17 protein-coding genes are annotated in these 15,954 nt (G+C 69.5%); 1 reads left to right on the forward strand and 16 read right to left on the reverse strand.

Going from position 1 to position 15,954, the window contains the following annotated elements; all coding sequences use genetic code 11:
- Position 1: 1 nt before the first annotated feature.
- The 12 genes from JOE57_RS06495 to JOE57_RS06550 form a co-directional block, all read right to left on the reverse strand.
- The gene (locus JOE57_RS06495; protein WP_204920274.1) at positions 2 to 715 is read right to left on the reverse strand and encodes a cytochrome c biogenesis CcdA family protein; all 714 of its coding nucleotides are present in this window, start codon (positions 713 to 715) and stop codon (positions 2 to 4) included.
- A gap of 47 nt (positions 716 to 762) precedes the next feature.
- Complete coding sequence (locus JOE57_RS06500; protein WP_239578863.1) at positions 763 to 1,383, reverse strand: TlpA family protein disulfide reductase; 621 nt, start codon at positions 1,381 to 1,383, stop codon at positions 763 to 765.
- A 3-nt stretch (positions 1,384 to 1,386) separates the two neighbouring features.
- Positions 1,387 to 2,067, reverse strand: coding sequence for a histidine phosphatase family protein (locus JOE57_RS06505; RefSeq protein WP_204916929.1), 681 nt, complete (start codon positions 2,065 to 2,067; stop codon positions 1,387 to 1,389).
- Positions 2,064 to 3,383, reverse strand: a complete 1,320-nt coding sequence (hemL, locus tag JOE57_RS06510) for a glutamate-1-semialdehyde 2,1-aminomutase (protein WP_204916930.1) — start codon at positions 3,381 to 3,383, stop codon at positions 2,064 to 2,066. The genes JOE57_RS06505 and hemL overlap by 4 nt, the downstream gene beginning before the upstream one ends.
- A gap of 187 nt (positions 3,384 to 3,570) precedes the next feature.
- Complete coding sequence (gene hemB, locus JOE57_RS06515) at positions 3,571 to 4,542, reverse strand: porphobilinogen synthase (RefSeq protein ID WP_338041395.1); 972 nt, start codon at positions 4,540 to 4,542, stop codon at positions 3,571 to 3,573.
- A gap of 80 nt (positions 4,543 to 4,622) precedes the next feature.
- Positions 4,623 to 6,284 carry a bifunctional uroporphyrinogen-III C-methyltransferase/uroporphyrinogen-III synthase gene (locus JOE57_RS06520; RefSeq protein WP_204916932.1) on the reverse strand — a complete coding sequence of 554 codons (1,662 nt, stop codon included), beginning with the start codon at positions 6,282 to 6,284 and terminating at the stop codon, positions 4,623 to 4,625.
- Positions 6,285 to 6,416: 132 nt separating this feature from the next.
- Positions 6,417 to 7,421, reverse strand: a complete 1,005-nt coding sequence (hemC, locus tag JOE57_RS06525) for a hydroxymethylbilane synthase (RefSeq protein WP_204916933.1) — start codon at positions 7,419 to 7,421, stop codon at positions 6,417 to 6,419.
- On the reverse strand, positions 7,421 to 8,695 hold the full coding sequence (locus tag JOE57_RS06530; protein ID WP_204916934.1) for a glutamyl-tRNA reductase: 1,275 nt from the start codon (positions 8,693 to 8,695) through the stop codon (positions 7,421 to 7,423). Before JOE57_RS06530 ends, hemC begins: the two co-directional genes overlap by 1 nt.
- Positions 8,692 to 9,390: a redox-sensing transcriptional repressor Rex gene (locus JOE57_RS06535; RefSeq protein WP_204916935.1), complete on the reverse strand. Its 699-nt coding sequence runs from the start codon at positions 9,388 to 9,390 to the stop codon at positions 8,692 to 8,694. The genes JOE57_RS06530 and JOE57_RS06535 overlap by 4 nt, the downstream gene beginning before the upstream one ends.
- Positions 9,391 to 9,590: 200 nt before the next feature.
- Entirely contained in the window at positions 9,591 to 9,920 is a 330-nt protein-coding gene (locus JOE57_RS06540; RefSeq protein WP_204916936.1) for an L-rhamnose mutarotase, read from the reverse strand.
- Positions 9,921 to 9,999: 79 nt separating this feature from the next.
- Entirely contained in the window at positions 10,000 to 10,257 is a 258-nt protein-coding gene (locus JOE57_RS06545) for a glutaredoxin family protein (protein ID WP_204916937.1), read from the reverse strand.
- Positions 10,250 to 11,746 carry a class I adenylate-forming enzyme family protein gene (locus JOE57_RS06550; RefSeq protein WP_204920277.1) on the reverse strand — a complete coding sequence of 499 codons (1,497 nt, stop codon included), beginning with the start codon at positions 11,744 to 11,746 and terminating at the stop codon, positions 10,250 to 10,252. Before JOE57_RS06550 ends, JOE57_RS06545 begins: the two co-directional genes overlap by 8 nt.
- 117 nt (positions 11,747 to 11,863) lie before the next feature.
- Between JOE57_RS06550 and JOE57_RS06555 the strand changes: the two genes are divergently transcribed.
- Positions 11,864 to 12,730 (forward strand): HAD family hydrolase, encoded by an 867-nt coding sequence (locus JOE57_RS06555; RefSeq protein WP_204916938.1) that lies wholly within the window; start codon positions 11,864 to 11,866, stop codon positions 12,728 to 12,730.
- Between the two features lie 38 nt (positions 12,731 to 12,768).
- Here the strand turns inward: JOE57_RS06555 and JOE57_RS06560 are convergent, their stop codons facing one another.
- Genes JOE57_RS06560 through JOE57_RS06575 form a run of 4 tightly spaced genes read right to left on the reverse strand, consistent with a single transcriptional unit; the run spans position 12,769 to position 15,770 of the window.
- Positions 12,769 to 13,053 carry a hypothetical protein gene (locus tag JOE57_RS06560; RefSeq protein ID WP_204916939.1) on the reverse strand — a complete coding sequence of 95 codons (285 nt, stop codon included), beginning with the start codon at positions 13,051 to 13,053 and terminating at the stop codon, positions 12,769 to 12,771.
- Positions 13,053 to 14,606 carry a 1-acyl-sn-glycerol-3-phosphate acyltransferase gene (locus JOE57_RS06565; RefSeq protein WP_338041195.1) on the reverse strand — a complete coding sequence of 518 codons (1,554 nt, stop codon included), beginning with the start codon at positions 14,604 to 14,606 and terminating at the stop codon, positions 13,053 to 13,055. Before JOE57_RS06565 ends, JOE57_RS06560 begins: the two co-directional genes overlap by 1 nt.
- Positions 14,599 to 15,630: an NAD-dependent epimerase/dehydratase family protein gene (locus JOE57_RS06570; RefSeq protein WP_204916940.1), complete on the reverse strand. Its 1,032-nt coding sequence runs from the start codon at positions 15,628 to 15,630 to the stop codon at positions 14,599 to 14,601. Before JOE57_RS06570 ends, JOE57_RS06565 begins: the two co-directional genes overlap by 8 nt.
- A 38-nt stretch (positions 15,631 to 15,668) precedes the next feature.
- Positions 15,669 to 15,770 carry a 30S ribosomal protein bS22 gene (locus JOE57_RS06575; protein WP_042842924.1) on the reverse strand — a complete coding sequence of 34 codons (102 nt, stop codon included), beginning with the start codon at positions 15,768 to 15,770 and terminating at the stop codon, positions 15,669 to 15,671.
- Positions 15,771 to 15,954: the final 184 nt, after the last annotated feature.

Here is a 15,954-nt window from a genome sequence, read left to right on the forward strand (position 1 = left end):
CTCAGATCACCGTCCCGAAGCCGGCGGTCCACTGCCTCAGGTAGCCGACGACGAGATCCCAGCCACCGGTCACCAGCAGCAGCCCGACCAGGACCAGCAGGATGCCGCCGGCCCGCATCAGCGCCAGCTGATGCCGCCGGAGGAAGGACACGGTCCGGGCCATCCGACTGAAGGCAAGGCCGGCGGCCACGAACGGCAGGCCGAGGCCGAGGGCGTAGACGAAGGCGAGCACTCCGCCCCGGAGGGCGCTGCCCTCGTTCAGCGCCAGCGTCATCACCGCGCCCAGGGTGGGGCTGATGCACGGCACCCAGCCGAGCCCGAACACGACCCCGAGCAGTGGTGCCGCGGCGATCCCGATCTTGGGAATGCGGTGGATCCGCAGCTCGCGCTGCCCGATCGGCAGCAGTCCGGCGAAGATCAGCCCAAGGGCGATGGTGATCACGCCGACCACCCGCGTCACCAGCGTCTGGTGGGTGGTGAGCGCCGACCCGAGCGCCCCGATGGCAACTCCGCTGGAGACGAACACCACCGCGAAGCCGAGCACGAACAGACTGGTCCCGGCCAGCATCCGACCGCGCCGAGCCGTGCCAGCCACCACCTCGGCTGCGCCGAGACCGGTCGCGTACGACAGGTAGCCCGGCAGCAGCGGTACCACGCAGGGCGAGAAGAAGGACACCAGGCCGGCCAGCAGCGCCACCGGGATCGCCAGCGCCATCGACCCGCCGACGGCGTTGGCGGCCCACTGACCGAGGTCGAGCACCATCATTTGCCCTCGTTCACGTCGTTGATCAGATCGACCAAAGTGATCGAGCTGATCGGCCCGAGAATCCTCACCGCCACCTTGCCGTCGCTGTCGATGATCAAGGTCGACGGGATGGCCGCCGGCGGAAGGTCACCGGCAAACTTGAGCAGCTCCTGGCCCTTCGGGTCATAGATGCTCGGATAGCCGATCTTGAAGGCCCGAGTGAAGGCGAGCCCCTGGGACTGGCTGGTGTCGCGGGTGTTGATCCCAATGAACTGCGCGATGTCCGCGGTCTTGACGCTGGCCTGCTGCAGCGCGGTCGCCTCGTGTCGGCAGGGCGAACACCAGGAGCCCCACACGTTCAGCACGATGATCTTGCCCTTGAACGACTCGGTGCTGATCTCCTTTCCGGCCCCCAGCGAGGCGCCGGAGACGATCGGCGCCTGCTTGCGATCGGCGGGTGCGACCCGGGTCAGTGAGCGGGCTCCGACGTAGCCGTCCTCGGATCCCGACCGGGTCTGCTCGTCGGCGCCCTGGGTGGAGCACCCGGCCAGCACAGCCAGCGCGGCCAGCACGGCAACCACCAGCAGGCGCCCGAGGACTCCTCGGACGCCGTACCCGGCGCTTGATGCACTCATCATGGGCTAGGCGCCGGCGACGAACTTCTTCGACTTGCCGATCGGCAGCAGATCTGCAGCGGGCTCGGAGTAGGAGACCGACGTGATCCGGCCGTCGAGGTAGGTGAAGGAGGTCAGGCTGGCCAGCGTGCACTCGCGCTTGCGCGGGTCGTGCACCAGGTGGCGGCCCTCGACGTCACGGCGGGCCATCCAGATCGGCAGCTGGTGGGTGACGATCAGGGCCTCATGGCCGGTGGCGGCCTCGGCGGCGTCCTTCATCGCGGCCCGCATCCGGACGACGATGTCGCGGTACGGCTCACCCCAGCTGGGCCGGAGCGGATTGCGCAGCAGCCACCAGCTCTTCGGCTGCCGCAGCGCCGAGGCGCCCAGCGAGAACACCTTGCCCTCGAACAGGTTGTCGCCCTCGATCACCCGGCCGTCGGTCACCACCGGGAGCTGGTGGGCGGCCGCGATCGGGGCCATCGTCTCCTGGGCCCGCTCCAAGGGCGAGCACCGCAGATGCACCAGGTCGGCATGCTCGAGATGCTTCGCCAGCCGCTCGGCCATCGCCTGGCCGCGCTCGGACAGGTGATAGTCCGGGAGCCGGCCGTAGAGGACCCCGCCCGGGTTGTGCACCTCGCCGTGGCGAAGCAGGTGGACGACCGTGCGGCGGCTGGTGGTCGGGTCGTTGCCCGTGGGGGTGCTCATCCGTTCCTCCTCGAGTCGCTCGCCGCCTGGGCGGCGGCGGGCAGTGCGGTCACGATCCGGTCCAGGGCGCGCGAGTCGTGCGCCGACGACAGGAACCAGGCCTCGAACGCGCTCGGCGGCAGGTAGACCCCCTGATCCAGCATGCTGTGGAAGAAGGCGGCGTACTGCGTCGTCGACGTCGTCTGGGCAGCGGCGAAGTCCGGCACCGTCTCCACACCCTCGCCCACGAAGAAGACGCTGAACAAGTTCCCGGCGGCCTGGATGACGTGCGGCACACCGACGCTGCCGAGGGCGGCGGACACCTCGGCCTGCAGCGCCGCCGAGGTCTGGTCGATCTGGTCGTACACCTCGTCGGTGGCCAGTCTCAGAGTGGCCAGTCCTGCGCTGGTGGCCACCGGGTTCCCCGACAGCGTGCCAGCCTGGTAGACACCGCCGACGGGGGCAAGGTGAGCCATCAGCTCGGCCGGACCGCCGAAGGCCGCGGCCGGGAAACCGCCCCCCATCACCTTGCCGAAGGTCATCAGGTCGGGCACCACGCCGTCCAGCCCGAACTGCCCGGACCGGCTGACCCGGAACCCGGTCATCACCTCGTCGGAGATGAACAGCGCGCCGTGGCGGTGCGCGGTCTCTGCCAGGAAGGCATTGAAGCCGACCCCGTCCACCACTCCCGGCGTGATGACGCCCATGTTGCCGGGCGCAGCCTCGGTGATCACCGCGGCGATCTGCGGGCCATAGGTCTCGAACGCCGCGGTGACCGCCTCGCGGTCGTTGTACGGCAGCACGATCGTGTCGTGGGTGGTGGCCACCGTGACGCCCGGGGTCCCCGGGATGGCCAGTGTGGCGACACCAGAACCGGCCGAGGCGAGCAGGGCGTCGACGTGGCCGTGGTAGCAGCCGGCGAACTTGATCAACATGTCCCGGCCGGTGATGCCGCGGGCCAGCCGGAGCACGGACATGGTGGCCTCGGTGCCGCTGTTGACCAACCGGACCTGGCTGACCGGGGTCCGGTCGACGATCGCTGCAGCCAGCTCGACCTCGGCCAGGGTCGGGGCTCCGAAGGAGGTCCCGTGCCGGGCCGCCTCGGTGACGGCGGCCAGCACCTCCGGATGGGCGTGCCCCAACAGCATCGGACCCCACGAGCAGATCAGGTCGACCAGCTCGTTGCCGTCCACATCGGTCAGGTACGCCCCCTCCGCCGAGGCGATGAACCGCGGCGTCCCGCCAACGGAGTTGAAGGCACGGACCGGTGAGTTCACACCGCCCGGGATCACCTCCTTGGCGCGCGCGAACAACTCCGCCGAGCGCCGGTCAGTCATGCCTTCTCCTTTGCCCGGTGGGGTGAGCGGGTGGGTGGGCCTTCGACAGGCTCAGGCCACGTGAGTTTGAGGTCAGGCCGCGTGAGGTTGAGGTCAGGCCGCGTGAGTGGGCCTTCGACAGGCTCAGGCCACGTGAGGTTGAGGTCAGGCCACGTGAGGTTGAGGTCAGGCCGCGTGCGGTGGAGGGTCAACGCGCTACCCCGCTGCGGCGGGCGTACTCCAGAGCCCAGTAGGTCAGCACCGCATCGGCCCCGGCCCGGCGGATCGAGAGCAGCGTCTCATCGATCGCACGCTCCCGCTCGATCCAGCCCTGCGCCGCGGCAGCCTCCACCATCGCGTACTCGCCGGACACGTTGTAGGCGGCAACCGGCAGGTCCACCGCGTGGCGGACCGCGGCCAGCACGTCGAGGTAGCCCAGCGCCGGCTTCACCATCACCAGATCCGCGCCTTCGGCCACGTCCAGCGCGACCTCGCGCAGCGCCTCCCGGATGTTGGCCGGATCCTGCTGGTAGGTCTTGCGGTCTCCCTGCAGGGAGGACGAGACCGCCTCCCGGAAGGGTCCGTAGAAGGCGGAGGCGTACTTGGCCGCGTAGGCCATGATCGCGACGTCGGCGTACCCATCGGCGTCGAGGGTCGCGCGGATGGCCGCCACCTGCCCGTCCATCATCCCGCTGGGGGCCACCAGGTGGGCACCGGCGGCTGCATGCAGCGACGCCATCTCGGCGTAGATCTCCACCGTCGCGTCGTTGTCCACCACACCGCTGTCGGTGAGCACGCCGCAGTGGCCGTGGTCGGTGAACTCGTCCAGGCAGACGTCACTCATCACCAGGCAGTCGTCGCCGACCTCGTCCCGGACCGCCTCGATAGCGACCGTGAGAATGCCGTTCGGGTCGACCGCTCCAGAGCCACGGGCGTCCTTCTCCTCGGGGATGCCGAACAGCATCACCCCGGCCAGCCCGGCCTCCGCGGCCGCTGCACCTGCTCGACGCAAGGAGTCCAGCGTGTGTTGCACCACTCCCGGCATCGAGGTGATCGGTCGGGGCTCGGCCAGACCCTCGGCGACGAACAGCGGCAGGATCAGCTGGCGCGGCTGCACAGTCGTCTCGGCCACCATGGACCGGATCGCGGCCGTGGTGCGCAGCCGGCGTGGCCGGACCAGACCCTCTGTCCCGCTCCGGGCCGGTCCGCCGGCGAACGGCCGACGACCCGCGACAGGTCTCACCGTGGAGTCGTCGGACATCAGGACCGGCGGCGGGTACCGCCGCGCCGCTGGGACGGCTTCGTCACCGGCTCACCGGCGGCGACCAGTGCGTCCCGACGCTCCGCGGCAAAGCTCGCCAGCGCGTCCGCAAGGGCGATCACCGACGGCTTCGCCGCCATCACGTCGACCCGCAGCCCGTGCTCCTCGCAGGTCTTCGCGGTGGCCGGACCGATCACCGCGATCACCGTTGATGAGTGCGGCTTGCCGGCGATGCCGACCAGGTTGCGCACTGTCGACGACGAGGTGAAGACCACGGCGTCGAACTTGCCGCTCTTGATCGCCTCGCGTACCGGAGCCGGCGGCGGGGCCGCGCGGACGGTCCGGTAGGCCGTCACGTCCTCGACCTCCCAGCCGAGCTCGACCAGCCCGGCGGCGAGCGTCTCGGTGGCGATGTCGGCCCGGGGCAGGAAGACCCGGTTGATCGGATCCAGCACCTCGTCGTAGGGCGGCCACTCGGCAGCCAGCCCGGCGGCCGACTGCTCGCCCTGCGGCACCAGGTCGGGGGCGATGCCCCACGCCTGCAGCGCGGCGGCGGTGCTGTCGCCGACAGCTGCCACCTTCAGGCCGGAGAAGCCGCGGGCGTCCAGGCCGTACTCCTCGAACTTCTCCCGGACGGCGCGGACGGCGTTGACTGAGGTGAACGCCACCCATTCGTAGCGTCCCTCGACCAGGCCGCGGATCGCCTTGTCCATCTGCAGCGGGCTGCGGGGCGGCTCCACCGAGATGGTCGGCACCTCCTCGCTGTGGGCGCCGTAAGAACGCAACCGGTTCGTCATCGGCGCTGCCTGGTCCTTGGTCCGCGGCACCAGCACCCGCCAACCGAAGAGTGGCTTGGTCTCGTACCAGCTCAGCTCACCGCGTTGATCCACGGCTGCCCCCAAGATCACGTGCACCAGCTCCGCGCCGTCCGCCTTGGCGGACTTCACCGCAGCCGCCAGGTCGTGCAGCGTCGTGGTGACACTGTTCTGCTCGGTGCTGCCACCGTGGAAGGTGACCATCGCGAGATCGTCGGCCGGACGGCCCGCGACGAGCGCGGCCTCGACCATGTCGGCCACCATCCCGGCGCGGGTGCTGACGACCAGCGAGGTCGCCTGGCCCCAGTGCGCGGTGGCGGTCTTGGAGAACCTGCCCTCCGTCATGGAGGCGAAGTGGACCCCACCGGCGTGGTTCAGGGCGATGCCGGCGTACTCGGGAACGGCGGTAAGGCTGGACACCCCCGGAACCACCTCGAAGTCGATCCCGCCGCGGACGCAGGCGGCGGCCTCATCGGCGACTCCGTTGTCGAGGAACGGGTCACCGGCCACCAGCCGGACCACCCGGGCGCCATCCTCTGCGTGCTTGAGCACGATCTTGGCCCGGGCGGAAGGGGTCAACGGCTTGCCGGCCTCGGTCAGCCCGAGGGTGGTCACCTCGGCGTCGGAGTCGACGGCAATGGCCGGATGCTCGAGCAGCTCGCGCATGTCGTCGGAGTCGAGAATCACCGCATTCGCCTCCGCGAGGGCGGCGATCGCACCGAGAGTGAGCAGGTCGGGGTCACCCGGCCCGATTCCAACGAAGATGACCCGGCCTCTGGTGACCGGAGCAGGCGGGGTTGCCGTGGCGGACGAAGTAGTGGTCTTGCGGACGGTGGAGGTGCTCACTGGCGTTTTCTCACGTTCTATGTGGTGCCTCGACACACTGCGGCGAGGTGCGTTGTTTGGCCTCACTCCGGTATCCCTGCCGGGAGCGGGACCTTGGGTCGTACTCTTCAGTTGTTCACCCGAGCGGGGCGCTCAGGGTCGTGCCTGGTCCTGCTCAAACTCGTCCTGCTGAAACTCGCGGAGCGCCTCGCGCGCCAGTTCTGTACCCAGCGCGAGGGGATTTGCATCAACTTCGGAAGCTCTGACTCGGATCGAGCGGGCCAAATCAACCGGTTCGGTGATGTTGCTCCCTAAGGTTCTCCCAATTACAGCCGCAAGAGTCAAATCGAGACTTGTACCACGGACCGATTTGACAATTGCACGGGCACCCACCGGTGAAGTGCAGCCAGCTTCGAGAGTGGCCAGGAAAGCCCGCTCTGCAATGGTTTCCGCCCGCGCAGTGGGATCCTCGAGGGTCGCCACCAGGCCAGCCACGTCCCGGCTGAGAGAATTCGAAATTTCGAGCGCCAACGCCCCCTGACCGGGTGCCGGAAGCATCACCTCCGGCGACAGCAGCTCGGCTCGTAAGCCGGCGACCTCAACCACAGTCGAGCCGTCCGCGGTCGGGGCGAGATGGCCCAGCCGACGCAGCCCGGCAGCGGCCAGGACGACGGCGTTGAGCTCCCCGGAGCGGACCAGGTTGAGCCGGGTGTCGACGTTGCCGCGGATCGGTCGAATGTCCAGCCGCAGGCCGCGCTCGCGCCCGTAGTCGCCCAGCTGCAACTCGCGCCGCGGTGCTCCGGTGCCGATCCTGGCCCCGTCTCTGAGCTCGCCGAGCGGGCAACCCACCAGCACGTCGCGGGTGTCCTCGCGTGCCGGTACGGCCGCTACGCTGAGACCCTCGACCGGCGCTGTCGGCAGGTCCTTCAGGGAGTGCACGGCGACGTCGATCGAGCCGTCCAGCAGGGCTTCGCGGACCGCCTGTGCGAAGACCCCGGTGCCGCCAATCTCGGTCAGGTGCCGCCGGTCGGTGTCACCGCGGGTGGTGATGCCCACGAACGTCGTCGTGGCGCCCGCCCGCCGCAGCAGGGCGGCGACATGGTCCGCCTGGGCCCTGGCCAGCGGGGACGTCCGGGCGCCGATCCTGATCGGCCGCATCAGGCCCTGACCTCGGGTGACATCACCGCTGCCACCGCCTGCGGGTCCAGCGCGAACAGCTCACGGAGCGCGGCCGCGTAGTCGACCGCCTCCGGGTCGGCGGCGAACTCCTGCACCCGCACCGTGGGCTGGTGCAGCAGCTTGTCCACCACCCGCCGGACGGAACGGTGGAACTCCTCGCGCTCCCGATCCCCCAGCCCGGGCAGCCGAGCGTCCAGCCTCGCCATCTCGGCAGCGACGACCTCGGAGGCCATCGACCGCAGTGCGATGACGGTGGGGGCGACCTGGGCCGCCCGACGCAGGCCGAGGAAGTCGGTGACCTCGGTGCGGAGCAGCTCCCGGGCCGCCGCGACCTCTGCCGCGGTCGCGGAGTCGTACTCGGCGTCCAGCAGCCGCTCCAGGTTGATCACCGAGATGCCGAGCTCGGCGATCCGCGGGTCGGCGTCCGCCGGCAACGCCAGGTCGATGACGGCCGCGGCCGAGGTGCCGGCCATCAGGCCGGGGGTAAGGATCACATCGCGGGCGCCGGTGCAGGCGACCACAACGTCGGCCTCGGCGAGCGCGCTCGACAGCTGGGTCATCGGCAGCGCCCGGCCGCCGATCGCCCCGGCCAACCGCTGTGCCTTGACCAGGGTCCGGTTGACGCAGGTCACCGCGGCGCCCTCGGCCGCGGCGCAGCGGGCGGCCAGGCTGGCCATCGACCCCGCACCGACCACCACCACGCGACGACCGGCCAGTGGACCATGGTCGTGGGTGAGCAGGTCGAGCGCGGCAGTGACCAGGGAACGGCCGGAGGACCCGATCGCCGTCTCGGTGTGGATCCGCTTGCCCACCCGGATCCCCTGCTGGAACAGGGAGTTGAGCACGGTGCCGACGGTGCCGAGCTGTTGGCTGTGGGTCAGCGCTGCTCTGACCTGGCCGAGGATCTGGCTCTCACCGACCACCATCGAGTCCAGCCCGGCCGCGACGCCGAAGGTGTGCGCCACCGCTCCCTCGTCGAAGTAGACCGCGCAGCGGCTGCGCAGGTCCTCGACGTCGATGCCGGTGAAGGCGGCGAACGAGGCGATGACATCGTCCAGGCCGCCGTGGAACCGCGAGACGCTGCTGTAGATCTCGGTCCGGTTGCAGGTGGAGAGGACCACGACCTCGTCGACATGCTCGGACCTGATCAGGTCGTCGGTCAGCTTGGCCGTGCCCGCCGTGTCCATGGCGACCTGGGCGAGCATCTCCATCGAGGCGGTCTTGTGCGAGACGCTGACCACGAGAATGCTCACGCCGGAGTCACCTCGGCCGCGTACGCCCCGTCGAAGACCCGCGGGTCGTCGCTCTTGCGCTGCTCGTGGTAGGCGAGGATCTGCAGTTCCTGCCCGAGATCCACCTTGCGCACATTGACTCCTTCCGGCACGACCAGCACGGTCGCGGCAAAGTTCAGGATGCTGGTGACGCCGAGGCCGACCAGCCGGTCACAGACCGCCTGGGCCGCCCCTGGCGGGGTGGCGATGACAGCGATCGCGGCGCCGGTTGACGCGACCACCTGCTCCAGGTCGTCGAGCGCCGAGACCGTCAGACCGTGGATCCAGCGGCCGACCTGCTCCGGGGCCGAGTCGACCAGAGCGACGACCCGGAAGCCACGGGACGAGAAGCCGGAGTAGTTGGCCAGGGCGGTGCCCAAGTTGCCGAGCCCGACGATGATGACCGGCCATTCGTGCGCGGAGCCGACCTCGCGACCGATCTGGAACCGCAGGTACTCGACGTTGTAGCCGACGCCCCGGGTCCCGTACGAGCCGAGATAGGAGAGGTCCTTGCGCAGCTGGGCCGAGTTGACGCCGGCGGCCTCGGCCAGGGCTCCGCTGCTGATCGTCGCGATCCCCTGGTCGGCGAGGCTGGCCAGAGCGCGGAGATACACCGGCAGCCGGGCAATGGTTGCCTCAGGAATGCCCTTGGTGGTCGTCGGCGCGATCCGGGTCACGGTTCTCCTGGCTGAAGGCCGCAGGTGCGGCGTCCACCCCTCTCGATGAATGAGCGAACATCACCACTTTAGGAGTTTGTGAACCTGTGCACAAACGATCTCACAGCGGCACTATGCAGACGCACACCTGCGCACCGTGAGCCTGTCGAAAGGGCGACCGCTGCCGCTGCGCGAAGGGTGCCACTGCACCCGGACTGGACTCAGTCGACGTGGAAGACCTCGGCGGCCGGCGCCCACCATTCGCCCTCGGGTGAGGTTGACAGGGGCTGCTGCATCGGGTCGGTGATCTTCCACCACTCCTGCGTCTTCGGGTCGGCCGCCATTACCGCACTGTCGGCGGCATAGTCGTCGCCGTGGTACTCGAAGTACGCGAACAGCAGGTTCTCCGGCTCTCGCAGGAAGATCGAGTAGTTCCGGATGTTGCAGCGTGCAATGGTGGCCAGCACCTCGGGCCAGACGGCCGCGTGGACCTCCTTGTACCGCTCGATCTCCTCGGCCTTGAGTCCGATGATCTGCGCCATCCGCTGCATGGGGTCTCCTGAAGGTGTCGACTGCTCTGCCGGGACAACTCTTCCAGAGACCCGGCTCGGCCGCGCGGCGGCTCGGCGGTCAGCGCGTCAGGGCCGCCCTCAGCCGGGCGGGGTCGACCCGCCAGTAGTCGTGCTGAGCCCCGTCGACGAAGGTGACCGGGACCTGGTCGGTGTAGCGGCGGGTCAGCTCGGCATCGCCGGTGATGTCCTGCTCATCCCACCGGTCGCCGGTCTCGGCGCAGATGGCCGAGATGATCGCGACGGCGTCCTCGCACAGATGGCATCCCGGCCGGGTCAGCACCAGCACCCGGGGCCGACGGTCCGCCGACTCAGTCATCGGCTCCTGGCACCGCGAGCAGCTGCCGCAGCGCCCCCTTCCGGACCTTCCCGGTCGCCCCGCGGGGCAGCTCGTCGACCAGCCGGATCTCGCTCGGCCGCTTGAACGGGGCGAGTCGTTGAGCACAGTGGTCTCTCAGCTGCTCGATCGTGACCCCAGCACCGACGACGAATGCCACCACCCGCTCACCGCCACCGATCACCGGCTGGCCGACGACGGCGACCGAGTCGACGCCCGGCACGGCCGCGATGACCCCTTCGACCTCGGCGGGATAGACGTTGAACCCAGAGACCAGGATCAGCTCGCGGGCCCGGTCGACCAAGAACAGGTCCTCGCCGGTCCGGTAGCCCACATCTCCGGTCGCGAACCAGCCGTCCCGGCCGGGGCCACCCTGGCCATCAGGCCAGTAACCCGAGAAAAGGTTGTCGCCCCGGATCCAGATCTCACCCGGCTCGGTCTCGTCGCGACCGTCACCGATCCGGACCTCGACGCCGGGCAGGGGCCGCCCGACATGCCCGGCGCCCAACAGCTCCACACCGAAGGTCGTCGCCACCCCGGGCCCGGCCTCGGTCAGACCGTAGCCCTGCTCGACCTTGAGACCCGTCCGCCGCTGGAACTCCGCCGCCAGCGCCGCCGGCAGCGGGGCGGCACCGCTGACGACGGTCCGTACGCTGCCGAGCGGGCTCACCAGCTCATCGGACTGCAGCATCCGGTACAGCGCGGACGGCGCCAGCGGCAGGTTGGTGATCTGCTCGTCCCGGATCGCCGCGAAGACGTCGCCGGCCGACGCATCCATGATCACCAGGGTCGCCCCGGCGGACACGGAGACGCCGAGGACGGCGTTCAGGCCGAAGACGTGGAAGAGCGGCAACAAGGCGAGCACCCGATCGGAGCTGGACACCACCTGGAGCCGGCCGATCTGGTGAACGTGGGCCAGCAGCGCGCGGTGCGTCAGCATCGCACCCTTCGGCTCGCCGGAGGTTCCTGCGGTGTACAACAGCACGGCCAGCGCCTCGCGGTCCTGCGGCGAGACGACCAGGTCACCCGGGCGGACCTCCAGCTCGGCCAGCCCCTGCTCGGTCAGGGCCACCCTGCGCACCTCAGGCAGCTCGTGGTCGACCGAACCGAACAGCAGCCGGGCGCCGCTGTCGGCGATCATCCGGACCTTCTCGTCGAGGCCGGCCTCGGGGTTGATCGGTACGACGACGAAGCCGGCCCGGAGGGCAGCGAAGTAGGCGACGACATACTCGAGGGAGTTCGGTCCACACACCGCGACCCGATGCGAGGCGACCAGACCGCGCGCCGCCAGACCGGCCGCCACCGCGCTGACGCGTCGGTCGAGCTCGGCCCAGGTCAGCACCCGGCGACCTGCGGTCAGGTCAACAAGTGCGGTCTCCGCCGGCCGCAGCTCGGCGTTCCAGCCGACCAGCTGGGCCACGTTGGTGAAGTCCGGCACCGACTCCGAAGCACCGACCGCACCCCGCTCCATCGTCACGGGGTCGAGTCTTGCACAGCGGGGCAACCGACGGGCGAGCACCGCCGGTCCGCGGCGACAGGTGCGACCGAACCCGGCAAGCGCGATCCGTGCGGGCATTAGGGTGGGGCCATGAGCGCCCCCGAGACCGAGCCTCGCGCCGACGGTGAGCCGGCGGCCGAGCTCGCTGAGGAGCTGCCCGAACCCGATCCGTTGATCCGCCCCGACCCCCAGGCGGCCGCGTTCTTCGATGTGGACAACACGATCGTCCAGGGTGCCTCCCTGTTCCACCTGGCCAAGGGTCTCTACCGACGCGGCTTCTTCCCGACCCGGCTCATCTTCAAAGGCCTGTGGCTTCAGGTCTACTTCCGGATGGTGGGCCGGGAGAAACCGGAGCACATCGAGGACGCCCGGAACGCCAGTCTGGCGTTCATCAAGGGTCACACCGTGACCGAGCTGCAGGACGCCGGCAACGAGATCTACGAGGAGTCCATCGCCAGCCGGATCTGGCCGGGCACCCGGGCGATCGCCCAGTCACACCTCGACGTCGGCCAGCAGGTGTGGCTGGTGACTGCGGCGCCGGTCGAGGTGGCGACCATCATCGCCCAACGACTGGGCCTGACCGGAGCGCTCGGCACCGTCGCCGAGAACGTGAACGGCGTCTACACAGGGCGGTTGGAGGGCGAGCTGCTGCACGGTCAGGCCAAGGCCGACGCCGTACGGGCGCTGGCCCACCTGCACGGTCTGGACCTTGCCCATTGCTTCGCCTACTCCGACTCGTTCAACGATCTGCCCATGCTCAGCCAGGTGGGGCACCCGTGCGCCATCAACCCCGACAGCAGGCTGCTGGAGCACGCCGAGGAGCTGGGCTGGCAGATCCGGGACTACCGGACGGGGCGCCGGGCGGTACGCCTCGGGCTGCTCGGCGCCGGCGCGTTCGGCGCCTCGGCGGGAGCCGTCGCCGCCGGCCTGGCCGTGCGTCGGCACCTGCGGCACTGACCCCTTGGCCTGCTGGACAACCGACCCAGGCGGTGCGTCTACTCCTGCCCATCGCGTCGGCCGGTGAGCACGGCGGCCAGCACGAAATACACCGCGGTGGCGAACAGCGCCACCACCCCCAGGTTCGCCGCGAACGCCGACCGCCAGAACCCGGTCGCCAATACGACGACCCCGAGCAGCGCAGACCCTGCAGCCCCGAGGTGGACGAAACCCGAGATGAGCTCCCGCTGTCCCGAGCGGGCCACCCGCCGCGAGACCAGCCGCATCGTCACCATCAGGAAGCCGGCAAACGCGACCAAGATCAACGCCAGCACGGGATACATCAGAAGAAGGCACTCCGGCGCTGCATCAGCAGCGCGTACAGAGTGTGCTGGATCGTCTCGCGGACCTGGTCGGTCACATTGAAGACGATCATCGGGTCTTCGGCCGCTCCAGGTGGCAGCTCGTCGGTGGCGATCGCGTCGCCGAACTGGATCACCCACTTGGACGGCAGCGGAATCATCCCGAGCACCCCCAACCAGGGGAACAGCGGTGTCACCGGGAAATAGGGCAGCCCGAGAGCTCGGGCGAGACCGGGCAGCCCGGAGATCAGGGGGAAGATCTCTTCCGAACCCACGATCGAGACGGGGATGATCGGCACCTGCGCGCGCACCGCAGCCGAGACGAAACCGCCGCGACCGAACCGCTGCAGCTTGTAGCGGTCGGCGTACGGCTTGCCGAGTCCCTTGAACCCCTCCGGGAAGACCGCGACGAGCTGACCCGCGTCGAGCAGCCGCTCGGCGTCCTCCTGACAGGCCAGCGTGGTGCCGGTCCGGCGGGCAAGATCATGGGAGAACGGCGTTTTGAAGATCAGGTCGGCGCCGAGCATCCGGACATGCCGGGCGATCTCGTCATAGATCACGGTGTGCAGCACCATCCCGTCCAACGGGAGGGTGCCGGCATGGTTGGACACCAGCAGTGCGGGTCCACTGGTCGGCACGTTCTCCATGCCGCGAACCTCGACCCGGAACCAGTGCTGCACCAGCGGACGCAGCATCGGCAGGAAGATCTTCTCGGTGAACTCCGGATCGAAGCCGAACTCGTCGACGGCGTAGTCACCACTCAGCCGCGTGCGGGCGAACTCGACCGCCTGGTCCAGCGACTGCTCCCAGTCGACACCGAGTGACTCAGCAAGCGCCATCACCCCGCGTAACGGGTCCGCTGCGAACTGCCGGACCTGCTCCACCGGCAACGCTCGGGCACCCTCCAGCACTCCTGAGGCCATCCGGGCGATCTCTGCCACCAGCATGGCCAGATCGAACTGCCTCGGGGGACCGTAATCTTGATCATCGTGCTGCGGGCCGGCCTCGGACCAGGTCGGCGGGGGCTCGTGGTCGATGGGCACGCTGTCGGCAGCCGAGACCTGGCGGGCGGGCTCCTCGACGCCAGCCGGCCCGGTCATCCCCGGAGGCAACGGCTGCTCCGCCTCGGTTTCCTCGGCCGGGCGCTTCTTCGCGGGCGCCTTCTTCGCCGGCGCCTTCGTGCCGGGTGTCTTCTTGGCGGGCGCCTTCGTGGCGGGCGCCTTCGTGGTGGGCGCCTTCGTGGTGGGCGCCTTCGTGGTGGGCGCTTTCTTCGCCGGCGGCTTCGTGTCGGTTGTCTTCCTTGCGGCCGCCGACTCTCGGGCGGCGGCCTGCTTCGCCGCGGTCGCGTCCGTTGCCACCAGCTCAGCAGGTGCGGCTCCATTGGCCGGCTGGTTGGCCGGCTCGACCGCACGCGGCGTCCGCCCGGGCCGGCGGGAAGGACCGGCCAACCCGCGCGCAGCGGCCGATGGCGCGGACCTGCTGCCCCGACCGGCTGGACCGCGACTGCCGAGCTGGACGATCTCGGGGTCAGGCACGGGAGTTCCCTCGTTCGGGCGACAGCACCCGGGCCAGCAGGTGCAGAGCGTGATCCACGCGCTCAACGGCCAGCACGCCGGGCTTGGCCAAGGCTACGAACTCGGCCAGCGCCTCGCGGGAGGAATACCTCGGCCTGAAGCCGGTCGCCTCAGTGAACCGCGAGATGTCCATCGCCCGGCCGTAGGTCAGGGCGTCGATCTGGTCGGCAGAGAAGTCGACCAGCCGCGCCTGGCGGAACAGTCCGACCGCCACCGGGGCGATCTCATGCAGCACACCGACACTCGGACGGCCCATCATCCGCAGCGCCTGGGACAGGGTGACGATGTCGGGCGCACCCACGTTGAAGGTGCCGGGAATGTCCAGCTCGGTCGCCAACAGCAAGGCGGTGACGGCATCACTGGGGTGCAGGAACTGCAGCCGGGCGTCGAAACCCATCACCTTCGGCACGACCGGCAGCGACAGATAGCGGGTCACGTGGCTGTCCACACCGGCCCCCATCAGGTTGGCCAGCCGAAGGGTGGTGACGACGACGTCGGGCCGACGCCTGGCCAGCCCGCGTACATAGGTCTCGATCTCCACCGAGTCCTTGCCGAAGCCCGTCCGAGGCTGCACCCGGGCCGACATCTCCTCGGTGAACCGGACCGGATCCCGCGGCGACGCCCCGTAGACGCTGACCGAGCTCTGCACCACGAGCTTGCGGATCGACTCGGCCTTCTGACAGGCGGCGAGCAGCTGCATGGTGCCGATGACGTTGATCTCCTTCATCGACGACCGGCCACCCACACTGCCCGGGGTCGCCACTACCGCCATATGCACGACGGTGTCGACCCCTCGCCCGGTGATCACCTTGCTGATCACCGGATTGCGGATGTCCGCGCGCACAAAGGAGGCCGCACCCAGATCGTGACGGGGCGGGACCACATCCACACCGATGACCTCGTGGCCGTCTACAGCGGCAAGGGCGCGCGCAAAACGGGCCCCAAGGTCACGTGACACCCCGGTGACCAGGACAACACGTGCCATTGGGCCTCCAGATCGGTGCGAGCCTTCTGGAGTGAAGGCTACTTGCCCGCGCGGCGCCGCTGGATACGCGTGCGCTTCAGCAGCTTGCGGTGCTTCTTCTTCGCCATCCGCTTGCGACGCTTCTTGATGACCGAACCCACGTTATGCGACCTCTCGACCTACCGAGCCGCTCTGTGACCCGGACAATCTGAATGTTTTGCCTGACAACGCCCAGCACGGAATGCGCCGGACAACTCCCGAATGCTACTAGCCAGGGCCGGATCGGCGCGAATCAGCGCCGCCGTCCGCCAGCCGGCGGGTGCCGGCAGCAGTTGCACGTGGCCA

Source organism: Microlunatus panaciterrae (assembly GCF_016907535.1).
In the GTDB taxonomy this organism is placed as follows: Bacteria; Actinomycetota; Actinomycetes; order Propionibacteriales; family Propionibacteriaceae; genus Microlunatus; species Microlunatus panaciterrae.

Coding starts and splice junctions, on each gene's coding strand:
- hemC (WP_204916933.1), bottom strand. CDS start 7,421: ATGCGGCCGATCAGGATCGGCGCCCGGACGTCCCCGCTGGCCAGGGCC.
- JOE57_RS06540 (WP_204916936.1), bottom strand. CDS start 9,920: ATGCAGCGGATGGCGCAGATCATCGGACTCAAGGCCGAGGAGATCGAG.
- hemL (WP_204916930.1), bottom strand. CDS start 3,383: ATGACTGACCGGCGCTCGGCGGAGTTGTTCGCGCGCGCCAAGGAGGTG.
- JOE57_RS06570 (WP_204916940.1), bottom strand. CDS start 15,630: ATGGCACGTGTTGTCCTGGTCACCGGGGTGTCACGTGACCTTGGGGCC.
- JOE57_RS06495 (WP_204920274.1), bottom strand. CDS start 715: ATGGCGCTGGCGATCCCGGTGGCGCTGCTGGCCGGCCTGGTGTCCTTC.
- JOE57_RS06505 (WP_204916929.1), bottom strand. CDS start 2,067: ATGAGCACCCCCACGGGCAACGACCCGACCACCAGCCGCCGCACGGTC.
- JOE57_RS06545 (WP_204916937.1), bottom strand. CDS start 10,257: ATGACTGAGTCGGCGGACCGTCGGCCCCGGGTGCTGGTGCTGACCCGG.
- JOE57_RS06550 (WP_204920277.1), bottom strand. CDS start 11,746: ATGGAGCGGGGTGCGGTCGGTGCTTCGGAGTCGGTGCCGGACTTCACC.
- JOE57_RS06560 (WP_204916939.1), bottom strand. CDS start 13,053: ATGTATCCCGTGCTGGCGTTGATCTTGGTCGCGTTTGCCGGCTTCCTG.
- JOE57_RS06500 (WP_239578863.1), bottom strand. CDS start 1,383: ATGATGAGTGCATCAAGCGCCGGGTACGGCGTCCGAGGAGTCCTCGGG.
- JOE57_RS06555 (WP_204916938.1), top strand. CDS start 11,864: ATGAGCGCCCCCGAGACCGAGCCTCGCGCCGACGGTGAGCCGGCGGCC.